Genomic DNA, 13,448 nt, shown 5'->3' with positions numbered 1-13,448 from the left:
TCCCGAGGCAGGGCCGAGGGATCCTTCGCGGTTCAAAGCGCCGTGTAGTCGACGGGGGCGTTGCGGTCGAGGGGGCGGCCGCCGTCGGCCATGGGATACTTGAGCCCGGTCGCGCAGTTGAACAGCACGACCCTGTCGGTCTTCTTCACCCGGCCGTCGGCCAGCGCCTGCTTGTAGGCGGCGGCGGTCGCGGCGCCCTCGGGGCAGAGCAGCACGCCGTCCTGCCGGGCGATCTCGTCGAGCGTCGCGGTGATGGCGCTGTCCTCGACGGCGATGGCGAAGCCGCGGGATTCGCGCACCGCGTCGAGGATGAGGAAGTCGCCGATGGCCACCGGCACGCGGATCCCGGCCGCGACGGTGTGCGCATCCTGCCACAGCTCGGCATGGCGGCTGTTGTTCTCGAAGGCGCGCACGATCGGCGCGCAGCCCGCGGCCTGCACGGCGATCATCTTCGGCCGCTTCCTGCCGATGAAGCCGATCGCCTCCAGCTCGGCGAACGCCTTCCACATGCCGATCAGGCCGGTCCCGCCGCCGGTCGGATAGAAGATCGCGTCGGGCAGTTTCCAGCCGAGCTGCTCGGCGAGCTCCAGCCCCATCGTCTTCTTGCCCTCGATGCGATAAGGCTCCTTCAGGGTCGAGGTGTCGAACCAGCCGGCCTGCTTGACGCCGGCGCCCACCAGCTTGCCGCAGTCGTTGATGAGGCCGTTCACCTTGTAGACACGCGCGCCGCATTCGGCGATCTCGTTCACGTTCACGACCGGCGTGTCGTCCGGGCAGAACACCACCGTCTCGATGCCGGCGCGGCTGGCATAGGCGGCCAGCGCCGCACCGGCATTGCCGTTGGTCGGCATCGCCATCTTGCGGATGCCGAACTCCCTGGCCATGCAGACGGCCAGCGCGAGGCCGCGCGCCTTGAACGATCCCGTCGGCAGCCGGCCCTCGTCCTTGACGATGACCTCGCCCGTGGCGCCGAGCGATCGCGCGAAGCGCGGCATCGGGATGAGCGGCGTCATCACCTCGCCGAGGGAGACGATGTTCTCGGCCTTGCGCACCGGCAGAAGCTCGCGATAGCGCCACCAGTCCGGCGAACGGCCGGCAAGCTTTCTCTTGGTCAGGGCCTTCTTGACGCCGGCGAGATCGTATCGCACCAGGATCGGATAGCCGGCCGGCGACAGGTTGTGCGGCGTGTCCGCCGGCAGCCTCTCGCCGGTCATCGCGCATTCGAGATGCGTCACGAAGGTCGGCAGATCGGGGAAGGTCGTCATCGTCTCGCTTTCGTTGTTGAGCAGGAAGTGGAACCAAAGATCCCTCGCTCGCGCTCGGGATGACACGTCATTGTCGGCCCGGGGAACCGTGTCATCCCGAGGCGAAGCCGAGGGATCTTTCGGCAGCGGCTAAATCGCGCGGGTAGCCCCTTCCAGCCAGCGGCGCGTGGCCTCGTCGACCTGCGGGGCGATCGTGTCGCGGACGCGGCGGTGGTAGGCGTCGAGCCAGGCGCGCTCGGCGCCGGTGAGCAGCGCCGGCTCGACGCAGGCGAGGTCGATCGGGGCGAGTGTCAGGGTCTCGAACTCGAGGTAGCGCCGGTCGGCGCCCTCGATCTTCGCCTCGCGCACGGCCAGCAGGTTCTCGATGCGGATGCCGTAGGCGCCGGCCTTGTAGTAGCCGGGCTCGTTGCTCACGATCATGCCGGGCTGCAGCGCGATGTTGCTCGCGACCTTGGAGATGCGCTGCGGGCCTTCGTGGACCGAGAGATAGGCGCCGACGCCGTGGCCGGTGCCGTGGTCGTAGTCGAGGCCCGCCTGCCAGAGCGCGTAGCGGGCCAGCGTATCGAGCTGCGACCCGGTGGTGCCGGCGGGAAAGCGCGCCATGGCGAGCGCGATATGGCCCTTCAGCACGCGCGTGAAGCGGTCGCGCATCTCCACGCTCGGCGTGCCGATCGCGACGGTGCGCGTGACGTCGGTGGTGCCGTCGCGATACTGCCCGCCCGAATCGACGAGATAGAGCGACCCCGGCTCCAGCGTGCGTTCGGTCGCGGGCGAGGCGTGATAGTGCACGACCGCGCCGTTTGGCCCGGCGCCCGAGATCGTGTCGAAGGAGAGGTCGCGCAGCTTGCCGGTCTCCAGGCGCATCTGCTGCAGCCGGTCCGACACCTCGATCTCGCGCAGCCGGCCGCCGACCGACTCGCGCGCGAGCCAGGCGAGGAAGCGGCTTACCGCCGCGCCGTCGCGGCGGTGGGCGACGCGGATGCCCTCCAGCTCGACCGCGTTCTTGCACGCCTTGGGCAGCGCCACCGGATCGGCGTCGCGCACCATCGCCACGCCCGCCGCCTTCAGCCGTGTCGCCGCCCACCAGGGAGCGGTCGAGGTCTCGATCAGCACGCGCCGGCCCGACTTGCCGAGCGTGTCGAGCGCGGGCCCGAGCTCCTCGGGCGGCGCGAGCGTCACCGCATTGCCGAGCCACGCCACGGTGCGCGCCGGGATCTTGCGGCGGTCCATGTAGAGATCGACATGGCCGTCGCTGTGCAGCAGCGCGAAGCCCAGCGGGAAGGGCGTGCGCGGCACGTCGCCGCCGCGCACGTTCAGCAGCCAGGCGATGGAGTCCGGCGCGGTCAGCAGCGCCACGTCGGCGCCGCGCGCGGCGACGATCTCGCCGATGCGCTTGCGCCGCGACGCGCTGGTCTCGCCGGAAAACTCCTCCGGCTGCGGCACGACCGGCGCCAGCGGCGCGGCCGGCCGGTCGCGCCAGACTGCGTCGATCGGGTTCTGCTCCACCGGCACGAAGCTGCCGCCGGCCCGCTCGGTGGCGCGCGCGAAGCGGTCGTGGCCGTCGACCGTCTGCAGCCAGGGATCGAAGCCCAGCCGGCCGCCCTTCGGCAGGTTCGCCGCGATCCAGGCCTCGGGCGACTGCTCGGGAATCTGGTGCGGCACGAAGGCCTCGACATCGACCTGCTGGCGCACGGCGAGGGTATAGCGGCCGTCGACGAAGATCGCCGCGCGGTCGGCCAGCACGATCGCGAGCCCGGCCGAGCCGGCGAACCCGGTGAGCCAGGCGAGCCGCTGGGAGCGGCGTGGCACGTACTCGCCCTGGTGCTCGTCGGCACGCGGCACGACGAAGCCGTCGAGGCCGCGGCGGGCGAGCTCGGCGCGCAGCGCCGCCAGGCGCTCGGACGGGGCGGGCGAGACGTCGAGGCCGCCGTCGTTGCGCGCGAGCTCGGCGCGCCACGCGGCCAGCGCCCGGGTGAGGTCGGCATCGGCGTCCGGGGCGATCAGCTCGACCCATTCGGGACCGGCGAGACCTTCCGGGGCCGCCGCGACGCCGCGCATCAGCGCTTCCAGGTCGTCCGGCTCGGCCGGCCGGCCGCGCTGGCGCAACAGATGAAGGACATCGTCCGGAGCAGAACTCATGATGCCGCAGACCCTACGCGCGGCGCCAAGACGAGGCAAATAAAGCAATTTTCGTTCTTTTGCAGGTGCGAAATGCAGCAATATTCTACCCCATGCGCAAGACGCATAGCAGAGGTCGCGAAGCCATATTTTGTTGTTCTAGCTCAAGCTCCTATATTGCGTCTGTGCAGCGCAGCATTTGCACTGCGCCGCACAATGGAAGGAGATATCCATGATGACCCAGCCGATTCAGACATTCCAGAATCTGACCAGCGAGACCACGCCGGCCGGGGGGAACACGAACACCAAGACCGGCTTCGCTGCGCGGCTTCGCGCGCCGTTCAAGCGCCTGGTCGAGTCGGTGAAGGCCGATTTCCGGCTGCGCGCCGCCGAGGCCGAGCTGTTTCGCATGTCCGACCGCGAGCTGGCCGACGTCGGCCTCAGCCGCAGCGACATCCCGTTCGCCGTCCGCCGCGGCGCCGAGACGGTGGCGGGTGACGCCCCGACCATCGGCCGCACTACCGCCGCCGCGCAGGCCGCCAACGAGAACCTGCGTCATATCGCTGCCTAGCGCGAGGCGCAGCCGACACCATGTAAGTCTTGTAGCGTAAGCGTAGAGTAGGGAGGGGCCGGCCACCACCGGCCCTTTTCTTTTGCGCCATATGGTTCCAAAATGGAGGAATGATGGAGGAGCAATGGCCACTCTCAATGTCAAGAACCTGCCGGACGTGCTCTATCGCAAGCTGAAGGCGCGCGCCAAGCGCGAGCGCCGGTCTGTGGCGCAGGAAGTCACGGTCCTGCTGGAGCAGGCGCTGGAGCCCGCCACACCGCTTTCGATTCTGGAGCTGCGTGGTCTCGGGAAGGGGCTGTGGCGCGGAATCGATGGCGGTTCCCATGTCGAGCGCGAGCGTGAGGCGTGGCGCTGATCGACGATCTCGGCACTGGTCCGATCGGTATCGATACGGCGGCCTTCATCTATTTCATCGAGGAGCATGAAAGGTTCCTCCCGCCAGTCGCACCGCTGTTCGCGGCAGCGGACGCAGGCAAAGTGGAGCTTGTGGCGTCCGCGCTTACGCTGTTGGAAGTGCTTGTCGTCCCGTACCGCGCCGGCAACGTGGAGCTGGCCGCTCGCTATGAGGCCGTGCTGACGCGCAGTCGCGGTATACGGTTGATTGACCTCACGCGGGAGCACTTTCGTCTGGCGGCGCAATTGCGAGCGGCGACCAACATCGCAACTCCGGATGCTCTGCAGCTCGCCGCCGCCCTCTCGAGTCGTTGCTCGGCTTTTGTCACGAACGATCGGCGTCTTCCGACTTTGCCGGGGCTGCGGATCGTGCAACTGAGCGACTATGTTCGTCTGCGCTGACAAGCGCCACTCCGGTGACGCAATCGTCCTCAGGCCTTGCGCAGGAGGAGGGTGCGCCAGGTGGTGTCGTTGGTGGCGAGGTCGAGGTGGCGGACGAGGATGAGGCCGCGGCGAGCGTAGGCGTCGACGACGGAGGCGGCCTGCTCGGCCAGGAGGCCGCTCAGCAAGGCACGGCCGCCGGGACGCAGGGAAGCGGCGAAGGCGTCGGAGAGCTCGATCAGCGGGCCGGCCAGGATGTTGGCGACGATCAGGTCGTAGGGCCGGGCGTCGGCGAGCGCCGGTGCATCGAGCCCGGCGGCATGGTGGAAGCGGCAGAGCGGGCCGATGCCGTTGCGCGCCGCGTTCTCGCGCGCCACCACGACCGCATCGGGATCGTTGTCGCCGGCCAGCACGGGCCGCTTCCAGAGTCTGGCCATGGCGATGGCGAGGATGCCGCTGCCGCAGCCGACATCGACCGCGTTCACGGTCTCGGCCGGGTCGAGTGTCGCCAGCATCTCCAGGCAGCCGCGCGTCGTGGCATGCGTGCCGGTGCCGAAGGCGAGGCCGGCATCGATCTCGATCGGCAGCAGGCCGGCCGGCGCGCCGCCCGCCGCGTGCGAGGGATGGATCCAGAACGGTCCCACGGCGAACGGTGTGAAGGAGCGCTGGTTCTCGGCCACCCAGTCGATCTCGGGCAGCGCCTCCCAGCGCCAGTGGCGGTCGATCAGCGCCTCGACCGGCCGCCTGTCGCCCTCGCCGAAGATTTCGATGCGCCACGGTCCGTCGCGCGAGAGCTCGCGGCTGGTCACGACGAAGCCGTTCTCCGACAGGGGCTCGAGTGCCTGCTCGCGCTTCAGCCGTTCGGCGGCCGGGACGTCGCGCCACGCCTTCCAGGCGCTCACGCCGCCTCTATGAAGCTGTCCAGCACCTTCTTGGCTCCGGCCTTCTCGAACTCGATGTCGAGCTTGTTGCCGTCCATCGCCACGATGCGGCCGTAGCCGAACTTCTGGTGGAACACGCGCTGGCCGACGGCGAGGTCGGCCTTGTTGCCCTCGACGGCGCGGCGGTCGTCGAAGGTCTCGTCGCGCCAGCGCGTGCGCGCCCGACCGCCCCCGAACCCCGACCGACCGGTCACGCCGAGACTCTCGTAGTCGAAGCCGCTCGCCTGCTCGCGCAGGCCGGCATGATGGCCGGCGGAATAGGTGGCGTAGAGACCGGCGTCGCTGCTCTCGGCGAGGCGATCGGCCGGCAGCTCGCGCAGGAAGCGCGACGGGATGGCGGCCTGCCACTGGTTGAAGACGCGGCGGTTGGCGGCGAAGGAGACATAGGCCCGCTTGCGCGCGCGCGTCAGCCCGACATAGGCCAGCCGCCGCTCCTCCTCGAGCCCGGCCACGCCCTTGTCGTCGAGCGCGCGCTGGTTGGGGAACAGGCCTTCCTCCCAGCCGGGCAGGAAGACGGTGTCGAACTCCAGCCCCTTGGCGGCATGCAGGGTCATGACGCTCACCATGTCGCCGGCGGCGTTCTCGGCATTGTCGGTGAGCAGCGCCACGTGCTCCAGGAAGGCGGGCAGCGTGTCGAACTCCTGCAGGGCGTTGGTGAGCTCCTTCAGGTTCTCGAGCCGCCCCTCGGCCTCGGGCGAGCGGTCGGCGCGCAGCATGTCGGTGTAGCCCGATTCGTCGAGCATGGTCTCGACCACCTCGACATGGTGCATGCCGTCCAGCATGCCGCGCCAGCGCTCGAAGCTCCTGACGAGGTCGCCCAGCACCTTGCGCGGCCGCGCCTTCAGCTCGTCGGTCTCGATGGCCCGCCGCGCCGCCTCGAACAGCGAGACCTTCTGGGCGCGCTGGACGAGGCGCAGCGTGCGCAGCGCCGACTCGCCCAGCCCGCGGCGCGGCGTGTTGTAGATGCGCTCGAAGGCGAGATCGTCGTCGGGCTGCACGGTGACGCGGCAATAGGCCAGCGCGTCGCGGATCTCCTGGCGCTCGTAGAAGCGCGGCCCGCCGATCACGCGATAGGGCAGGCCCATGGTGATGAAGCGTTCCTCGAACTCGCGGGTCTGGAAGCCGGCGCGCACCAGGATGGCGATCTGGCCGAGCGGATGCTTGTCGCGCTGCAAGGCCTCGATCTCCTCGCCGATCGTGCGCGCCTCCTCGTCGCCGTCCCACACGCCGCGCAGCGAGATGCGCTCGCCCTCCGGGAGGTCGGTCCACAGCGTCTTCCCGAGCCGGCCCTCGTTGTGCGAGATGAGATGCGAGGCGGCGGCGAGGATGTGCGGCGTCGAGCGGTAGTTGCGCTCCAGCCGGACGATCTCGGCGCCGGGGAAATCCCGCTCGAAGCGCAGGATGTTGCCGACCTCGGCGCCGCGCCAGCCGTAGATCGACTGGTCGTCGTCGCCCACACAGCAGACGTCGCGCGTGCCCTGCGCCAGGAGCCGCAGCCAGAGATACTGCGCGACGTTGGTGTCCTGGTACTCGTCCACCAGGATATGGCGGAACCGGCGGTGATACTGCTCGAGCACGTCCGGATGCTGCTGCCACAGGCTCACGCAATGCATCAGCAGGTCGCCGAAATCGACCGCGTTCACCTCGGCGAGCCGGGCCTGGTATTGCCGGTAGATGTCGACGGCGCGGCCGTTGGCGAAGTCGCCGGCATCGTCGGCCGCGACCTTGTCGGGCGTCAGCGCGCGGTCCTTCCAGCGCTGGATGATGCCGGCGAGAATGCGCGCCGGCCATTTCTTGTCGTCGATGTTCTCGGCCTGCAGGAGCTGCTTGACGAGCCGCGTCTGGTCATCGGTGTCGAGGATGGTGAAGTTGCTCTTGAGGCCGACCAGCTCGGCGTGACGGCGCAGAATGCGCACGCCCATGGAATGGAACGTGCCGAGCCACATGCCGTCGGCCGAGGCGCCGATGAGCTGCGCCACGCGGTCGAGCATCTCGCGCGCGGCCTTGTTGGTGAAGGTGACGGCCAGCACCTGCGACGGCCGGGCGCGGCCGGTGATCAGAAGATGCGCGATGCGTGTCGTGAGCACGCGCGTCTTGCCGGTGCCGGCGCCGGCCAGCACCAGCAGCGGCCCGTCCCCGTGCACGACGGCCTTGCGCTGTTCCTCGTTCAGCCCCTCGAGATGCGTCATCGGCGTGACAGCGCGGCGCGCCGGCGTCTCGGGCGTCGGCACGGGGTCGTCTGTGATTTCGAACGGATCGGCGGGGGGCGCCATCAGCCTCATATAGCAATCGCGGGCTCAGACGCCTATCTTTCCGGCAGGACTCGGAGGTGGAAATGGCCCGAGGGGTGAACGGATCCACGAACGGCTCGACCCGCTGGCTCGGCGGCGAGGGCGTGGTCGAGGCGCGGACGCCCGGGAACGAGGGCAGCCTGCCGCCCGACGTCGTCGAGGTCCTGCCGGCGGTGGTGGGCCTGCACACGACCATCCCGGAGAACCGGCGCTCGGCCCAGACCCTGGGCTCGGAGCGCGAGGGCCATGGCGTGGTGATCGACGACGAAGGCCTGATCGTCACCATCGGCTACCTGATCATGGAAGCCGACACCGTCACCATCAAGGACGCCGACGGCCGCGAGTTCCCCGCGGGCCTGGTGGGCTACGACTACGAAAGCGGCTTCGGCCTGGTGCGCACCGCCGTGCCGCTGCCGGTGAAGCCGATGCCGTTCGGCGATTCCGACCAGCTCGCGCTGCGCAGCGAGGCCTATGTCGCGGGCGTGGGCGGCGAGAAGGCGACGCTCAAGGTCAAGGTCGCCGGCCGCCGCGAGTTCGCCGGCTACTGGGAGTACCTGCTCGACAACGCGATCTTCACCGTGCCGGCCTATCCGCTGTGGGGCGGCTCGGCGCTGATGGGCCGCGACGGCACGCTGCTGGGCATCGGCTCGCTCTTGGTGCAGGAGGCGCTGGGCCCGGGCTCGCCGGCCTTTCCCGGCAACATGTACGTGCCGATCAACCGGCTGAAGCCGATCTTCCGCGAGCTGGTGGAGAACGGCCGGCTCGACAAGCCGGCGCGGCCCTGGCTCGGCGTCCTCACGGTCGAGCATATGGGCCAGCTCGTGGTCGGCGGCATTTCCGACGGCGGCCCGGCCGATCGCGCCGGGCTGAAGCGCGGCGACATCCTGCAGGCGCTCGACGGCGAGGTGCTCGACGACATCGCCGATTTCTACCGCAAGCTCTGGGCGAGCGGGCCGGCCGGCACCGCCGTCACGCTGCGTCTCGAACGCGACAACGATTCCTTCGAGGTCACCGTCCGCACCGGCGACCGCGCGCGCTATCACAAGTACGGCTCGGGCTGATCGTCGGCATGCATGATTGCGCCACTGGAGTGGCGCGCTCCTCCGAGACAACGATGTGCGTGTCATCCCGAGCGAATGCGAGGGATCCTTGTTTCAAGCACTGCGAAAGATTCCTCGCCCCGCTCGGAATGACACCGAAGCGCGAGACGACACCGGTTCGTGCCGGATGACACGAAATGGCAAGGCGGGCTAGGGTCGCCGCAGCGCACGGATGCTCGGGAGAACAGGTCGATGGGCAGAGCCTTCGCCTCGCAGGCGGATCAGGCGGAGAGAAACGTCACTTTCAGCCGGCTCAGCGAGCACGCCTACGCCTTCACGGCGGAGGGCGATCCCAACAGCGGCGTGGTGATCGGCGACAACGCGGTGATGGTGATCGACGCCCAGGCGACGCCCAAGGCGGCGCAGGCGGTGATCGAGCGCGTGAGAAGCGTCACCGACAAGCCGATCCGGCACGTGGTGCTCTCGAACTACCATGCGCTGCGCACCCTCGGCGCCTCGGCCTATGGCGCCGACCAGGTGATCTGCAGCGAGGCCACGCGCGAGATGATCGTCGAGCGCGGCGCGCACGACTACAAGTCCGAGCTGCAGCGCTTGCCGCGGCTTTTCAAGGCGGCCGACACCATTCCCGGCCTCACGATGCCCACGCTCACCTTCAAGGAGCGCATGACGCTCTGGCTGGGCGGCCTGCAGGTCGAGATCGTCCAGATCGGTCGCGGCCATACCAAGGGCGACACGATCGTCTGGCTGCCGGGCGAGCGCACGCTTTTCGCCGGCGCCCTCGTGGTCTCGCAGGCAGCGCCATACGCCGGGGACGCGCATCTCGCGGACTGGCCGGCGACGCTGCGGAAGCTCGCCGACCTCCATCCCGAGGCGCTGCTGCCCGGCCGCGGCGATCCGCTGGCCGGTCCCGAGGCGATCGCGCAGGGGATCGCCGACACGCAGGCCTTCGTCGAAGAGCTCCATCGCGTGGTCGCGGCGGCGGCCGCGGCGGACGAGACGCTGAAGCAGGCCTACGACAAGGCGCGCGCGGCGCTCGAGCCGCGCTACGGCAAGCGCATGCTGTTCGATCACGGCCTGCCCTTCGGCGTGGCGCGCGCTTACGACGAAGCCAAGGGGCTCGACCATCCGAGGATCTGGACTGCCGAGCGCGACCTCGAGACCTGGAACCTGCTGGAGCCGCCCCCGCCGGAGCCGCCATCGTGATCGCGAAGGACGCGCTCGCCGGACGGCTGGCCCTGGTGACGGGCGCGGGCCGTGGCAACGGCGCGGCGATCGCGCGCGGCCTCGGCGCCGCCGGCGCCGAGGTCATCGTGACCGACATCGACCGCGACGCCGCGCGCGCCATCGCCGATTCGATCGCCAGGGAGGGCGGCAAGGCGCGCGGCTTCATGCTCGACGTCACCGACGAGGAGGGCTGCCGCAAGCTGGCGCAGGACGTGTCGCTGCTGGTCGGGCCGATCCGCATCCTGGTGAACAACGCCGGCATCTTCCTCCGCGGCAACCTGCTGGCCGAGGACGGGCGCGCGCGCTGGGCCAGGACCATGGCGGTGAACGTCGAGGGCGCCTTCAACGTCACCACCGCCTTCGCCGACCAGCTCAGGCGCACGCGCGGCGCGATCGTGAACATCGCCTCGATCAACTCCTTCATCGCTCCCGCCGGCAGCGGCGCCTATCCGGTGTCCAAGGGCGCGCTGGCCCAGTTCACGCGCGCGCTGGCTTCGGAGCTGGCGCCCGAGGGCGTGCGGGTGAATGCGCTGGCGCCCGGTATCATCGCCACCGCCATGACCGAAGCCACGCGCGCCGACCCCAAGCGGCTCGACGCCTTCCTCGCCCACGTGCCGATGAAGCGCGTCGGCCAGCCCGAGGAGCTGGTGGGGCCGGTCGTGTTCCTGTGCTCCGATGCGGCGAGCTACATCACCGGCGCCATCCTGCCGGTCGACGGGGGCTACCTTGGCGTCTGAGGTCACCGTGCGCGCCGCCACCGTCGACGACGTCGAGCTGCTGCATCGCTTCTCGATCGATCTCGCGACCTACGAGGACGCGCCGGAGGCCGTCACCGCCACGCCGCAGACGCTGGCGCGCGACGGCTTCGGCAGGGACCCGCAGTTCGCCGCGCTGATCGCCGAGCGCGCCGGCAAGCCGGTGGGCTTTGCGCTCTACACCTTCAACTACTCGGTCTGGACGGCGGCGCGCGGCATCTTCGTCGAGGATATCTGGGTCGTGCCGGAGGAGCGGCGCGGCGGCGTCGCGCGCGCCCTGATGACGGCGCTTGCGAAGGAGTGCGCCGCCAAGGGCTTCAGGCGCATCGACCTCAACGTGCTCGACTGGAATCCGGCGCGCGGCTTCTACGAGAAGCTCGGCTTCAGGTGGATCCGGACCTGGCTGCCCTACCGGCTGGCCGGCGCGGCGCTCGCCGCTCTCGCATCGCCGTCCAGGCGGTAGCGGCGCCGGCGAGCTGCACCGCGCCGCCCGCCAGCATGGCGAGCGCGAGCCCGTCCGCGCCGCCGCCGGCCAGCGCATAGGCCGCGCCCAGCACGGCGACGCCGATCGTGGCGCCCGCCATGCGCGCGACATTGATCAGCGCCGAGGCGGTGCCCGAGCGCGCATGGCCGACAGCGCCGACGGCCGCCGCCATCAGCGGGCCGGTGGCGATGCCCATGCCGAGCCCGGTCAGCACCAGGCCGATCTCGTCGACGGCGATGGAGCTGCGGTCGGCGCCGAGTGCGATCACCAGCAGGCCGAGGCCGATCACGGCCACGCCGCCAGCGGTCGTGACGCGCAGCCCGACCGTTTCGGTCAGCCGGCCCGAGACGGGCGAGAGCAGCACGAAGACCAGCGCCATCGGCATCAGGGCGAGGCCGGCCTGGATGGCCGACAGCGCACCGCTGCCCTGCCAGCTGAGCGGCAACAGGAACAGCACGCCGTACATGCCGAAGGTCATGGCCGTCGTGGCGGCGATGGCGCCGCGGAAAGCGTCGGCGTGGAAGATCCCGAGCGGCACCAGCGCTGCGTCGCCCTGCCGGCGCTCGACGCGCAGGAACAGGACGAGCGCGACCAGGGCGGCAATTGCGGCGATCGCCGCGACCACCGGACGGCCATGCGATTCGATGGCGGCCAGCGCGAGCCCGCCCAGCGCAACCGCGCCCAGCACCTGCGCCGGCGCGTCGAAGCTGCGGCCGCGCGGATCGGCCGTTTCCTCGATCGCGCGCGGCGCCAGTGCGAGCGCCGCCACGCCGACCGGGATCACCACCAGGAAGATGCTGCGCCAGCCGAAGGCGTGGATCAGCAGCCCGCCCAGCGTCGGACCGATCGCCATCGCGAGCCCGTTGCAGGCGGCCCACACGCCGAGCGCGCGGCCGCGCGCCGTCTCGTCGCGCCAGGCGACGCGGATGACGGCGAGCGACGCCGGCACCAGCAGCGCCGCGCCGAGGCCGGTGCCGGCCCGGCCGGCGATCAGCACGCCGATGTCGGGCGCGGCGGCGCAGACCAGCGACGCGGCGACGAAGATCGCGAGGCCCGCCATGAAGACGCGCCGTCGGCCATAAAGGTCGGCCAGCAGGCCGCCGCTCAGCAGCAGCACCGCATAGACGAGGTTGTAGCTGTCGAGCACCCACTGCAGCGCATCGACGCCGGCGTGGAAGTGCGCGCCGATCGGCCGTGTCGCGAGGTTGACGACGGCGGTGTCGAGCTGCGCCACCAGCACGGCGAGGCAGAGCGTCGCGAGGGTGAGGGGATGCCGGTCGCGGGTCACGCGACAAACAACGCACGGCATCGCCGCACGATGCTTCGGAAAGGGACGAAGCGTCGCCGGTTGCGCAGGCCGACGAAAGATCCCTCGCTGCGCTCGGGATGACACAAAGGACGGTGTCATCCCGAGCGCAGCGAGGGATCTTTACAGGCCGGCCGAAGTCTTACCTCTTCCCCAGCCCCATCACGCGTCCCGCCTTCGCCGGGCGCGGCAGGCGCCGGTGCTCGGCCCACACCGCCTCCAGCCGCTCGGCGGCCTGCATCGGCCAGGGTGCGGAGCGGCGCGAGGCGTAGTCGATGTTCATCACGATCACCTCGTTGGTGGCGGCGAGGTAGTCCTCCTCCTCGTGGTGCATCTCGTGGAACAGATGGACCCGCTTGGCGTCGCAGTCGAGCAGCTGCGTCGTGAAGCGCATCGGTGCGCCGCCCTTCATCTCGCGGTCGTAGGTGACGTGGGTCTCCAGCACGAAGGTCATGCCGAGCTTGCTGTCGACGTAATTGCGGCCGAGTCCCATGTTGCGCATGAAGGCGCCCGACGCCTGGTCGAAGGCCGCGACGTAGAAGGCGACGTTCATGTGGCCGTTCCAGTCGACCCATTCGGGCAGCACGGCTGCGCGATGGATGTCGAGCGGCGCGCGCGTGACCAGGGCCGGCATTTGATAGGGAAGCGTGACGAGCAT

Annotated in this window: 13 protein-coding genes; 7 read left to right on the top strand and 6 right to left on the bottom strand. The window is 70.1% G+C overall.

Annotated features, from left to right (window positions below):
* Positions 1-32: 32 nt before the first annotated feature.
* Both OJF58_RS01660 and OJF58_RS01655 read right to left on the bottom strand, forming a co-directional pair.
* Positions 33-1,265, bottom strand: a complete 1,233-nt coding sequence (locus OJF58_RS01660; RefSeq protein ID WP_300781338.1) for a threonine synthase — start codon at positions 1,263-1,265, stop codon at positions 33-35.
* A gap of 129 nt (positions 1,266-1,394) precedes the next feature.
* The gene (locus OJF58_RS01655) at positions 1,395-3,404 is read right to left on the bottom strand and encodes an aminopeptidase P family protein (RefSeq protein ID WP_300781337.1); all 2,010 of its coding nucleotides are present in this window, start codon (positions 3,402-3,404) and stop codon (positions 1,395-1,397) included.
* A gap of 211 nt (positions 3,405-3,615) precedes the next feature.
* Between OJF58_RS01655 and OJF58_RS27055 the strand changes: the two genes are divergently transcribed.
* The 3 genes from OJF58_RS27055 (at position 3,616) to OJF58_RS01640 (ending at position 4,749) form a co-directional block, all read left to right on the top strand.
* The gene (locus tag OJF58_RS27055; RefSeq protein ID WP_366526808.1) at positions 3,616-3,954 is read left to right on the top strand and encodes a DUF1127 domain-containing protein; all 339 of its coding nucleotides are present in this window, start codon (positions 3,616-3,618) and stop codon (positions 3,952-3,954) included.
* A gap of 124 nt (positions 3,955-4,078) precedes the next feature.
* Positions 4,079-4,309 (top strand): hypothetical protein, encoded by a 231-nt coding sequence (locus tag OJF58_RS01645; RefSeq protein WP_300781336.1) that lies wholly within the window; start codon positions 4,079-4,081, stop codon positions 4,307-4,309.
* On the top strand, positions 4,300-4,749 hold the full coding sequence (locus OJF58_RS01640) for a PIN domain-containing protein (RefSeq protein WP_300781335.1): 450 nt from the start codon (positions 4,300-4,302) through the stop codon (positions 4,747-4,749). The genes OJF58_RS01645 and OJF58_RS01640 overlap by 10 nt, the downstream gene beginning before the upstream one ends.
* Positions 4,750-4,778: 29 nt before the next feature.
* Here OJF58_RS01640 and OJF58_RS01635 read toward each other — a convergent pair whose 3' ends face one another.
* Together OJF58_RS01635 and OJF58_RS01630 are read right to left on the bottom strand one after the other, a co-directional pair.
* On the bottom strand, positions 4,779-5,630 hold the full coding sequence (locus tag OJF58_RS01635) for a 50S ribosomal protein L11 methyltransferase (RefSeq protein ID WP_300781334.1): 852 nt from the start codon (positions 5,628-5,630) through the stop codon (positions 4,779-4,781).
* Positions 5,627-7,942, bottom strand: a complete 2,316-nt coding sequence (locus OJF58_RS01630) for a UvrD-helicase domain-containing protein (protein ID WP_300781333.1) — start codon at positions 7,940-7,942, stop codon at positions 5,627-5,629. The genes OJF58_RS01635 and OJF58_RS01630 overlap by 4 nt, the downstream gene beginning before the upstream one ends.
* Positions 7,943-8,016: 74 nt before the next feature.
* Between OJF58_RS01630 and OJF58_RS01625 the strand changes: the two genes are divergently transcribed.
* From OJF58_RS01625 to OJF58_RS01610, 4 genes are all read left to right on the top strand, one after another.
* Positions 8,017-9,021 (top strand): S1C family serine protease, encoded by a 1,005-nt coding sequence (locus tag OJF58_RS01625; RefSeq protein ID WP_300781332.1) that lies wholly within the window; start codon positions 8,017-8,019, stop codon positions 9,019-9,021.
* 231 nt (positions 9,022-9,252) lie between these two features.
* Positions 9,253-10,224 carry an MBL fold metallo-hydrolase gene (locus OJF58_RS01620; protein ID WP_300781331.1) on the top strand — a complete coding sequence of 324 codons (972 nt, stop codon included), beginning with the start codon at positions 9,253-9,255 and terminating at the stop codon, positions 10,222-10,224.
* Complete coding sequence (locus OJF58_RS01615; RefSeq protein WP_300781330.1) at positions 10,221-10,982, top strand: glucose 1-dehydrogenase; 762 nt, start codon at positions 10,221-10,223, stop codon at positions 10,980-10,982. Before OJF58_RS01620 ends, OJF58_RS01615 begins: the two co-directional genes overlap by 4 nt.
* Positions 10,972-11,463, top strand: coding sequence for a GNAT family N-acetyltransferase (locus OJF58_RS01610; RefSeq protein WP_300781329.1), 492 nt, complete (start codon positions 10,972-10,974; stop codon positions 11,461-11,463). The genes OJF58_RS01615 and OJF58_RS01610 overlap by 11 nt, the downstream gene beginning before the upstream one ends.
* On the opposite strand, the gene OJF58_RS01605 is transcribed toward OJF58_RS01610, so the two are convergent.
* Both OJF58_RS01605 and OJF58_RS01600 read right to left on the bottom strand, forming a co-directional pair.
* Positions 11,384-12,772 (bottom strand): MFS transporter, encoded by a 1,389-nt coding sequence (locus OJF58_RS01605; RefSeq protein ID WP_300781328.1) that lies wholly within the window; start codon positions 12,770-12,772, stop codon positions 11,384-11,386. The two genes, OJF58_RS01610 and OJF58_RS01605, sit on opposite strands and share 80 nt — an antisense overlap.
* Positions 12,773-12,932: 160 nt before the next feature.
* The gene (locus OJF58_RS01600) at positions 12,933-13,448 is read right to left on the bottom strand and encodes a thioesterase family protein (RefSeq protein ID WP_300781327.1); all 516 of its coding nucleotides are present in this window, start codon (positions 13,446-13,448) and stop codon (positions 12,933-12,935) included.

The sequence above is a fragment of the Enhydrobacter sp. genome (assembly GCF_030246845.1).
GTDB lineage: Bacteria > Pseudomonadota > Alphaproteobacteria > Reyranellales > Reyranellaceae > Reyranella.
This window is presented reverse-complemented; position numbering and strand designations above follow the sequence as displayed.

Coding starts and splice junctions, on each gene's coding strand:
- OJF58_RS01660 (WP_300781338.1), bottom strand. CDS start 1,265: ATGACGACCTTCCCCGATCTGCCGACCTTCGTGACGCATCTCGAATGC.
- OJF58_RS01655 (WP_300781337.1), bottom strand. CDS start 3,404: ATGAGTTCTGCTCCGGACGATGTCCTTCATCTGTTGCGCCAGCGCGGC.
- OJF58_RS27055 (WP_366526808.1), top strand. CDS start 3,616: ATGATGACCCAGCCGATTCAGACATTCCAGAATCTGACCAGCGAGACC.
- OJF58_RS01645 (WP_300781336.1), top strand. CDS start 4,079: ATGGCCACTCTCAATGTCAAGAACCTGCCGGACGTGCTCTATCGCAAG.
- OJF58_RS01630 (WP_300781333.1), bottom strand. CDS start 7,942: ATGGCGCCCCCCGCCGATCCGTTCGAAATCACAGACGACCCCGTGCCG.
- OJF58_RS01620 (WP_300781331.1), top strand. CDS start 9,253: ATGGGCAGAGCCTTCGCCTCGCAGGCGGATCAGGCGGAGAGAAACGTC.
- OJF58_RS01600 (WP_300781327.1), bottom strand. CDS start 13,448: ATGCTCGTCACGCTTCCCTATCAAATGCCGGCCCTGGTCACGCGCGCG.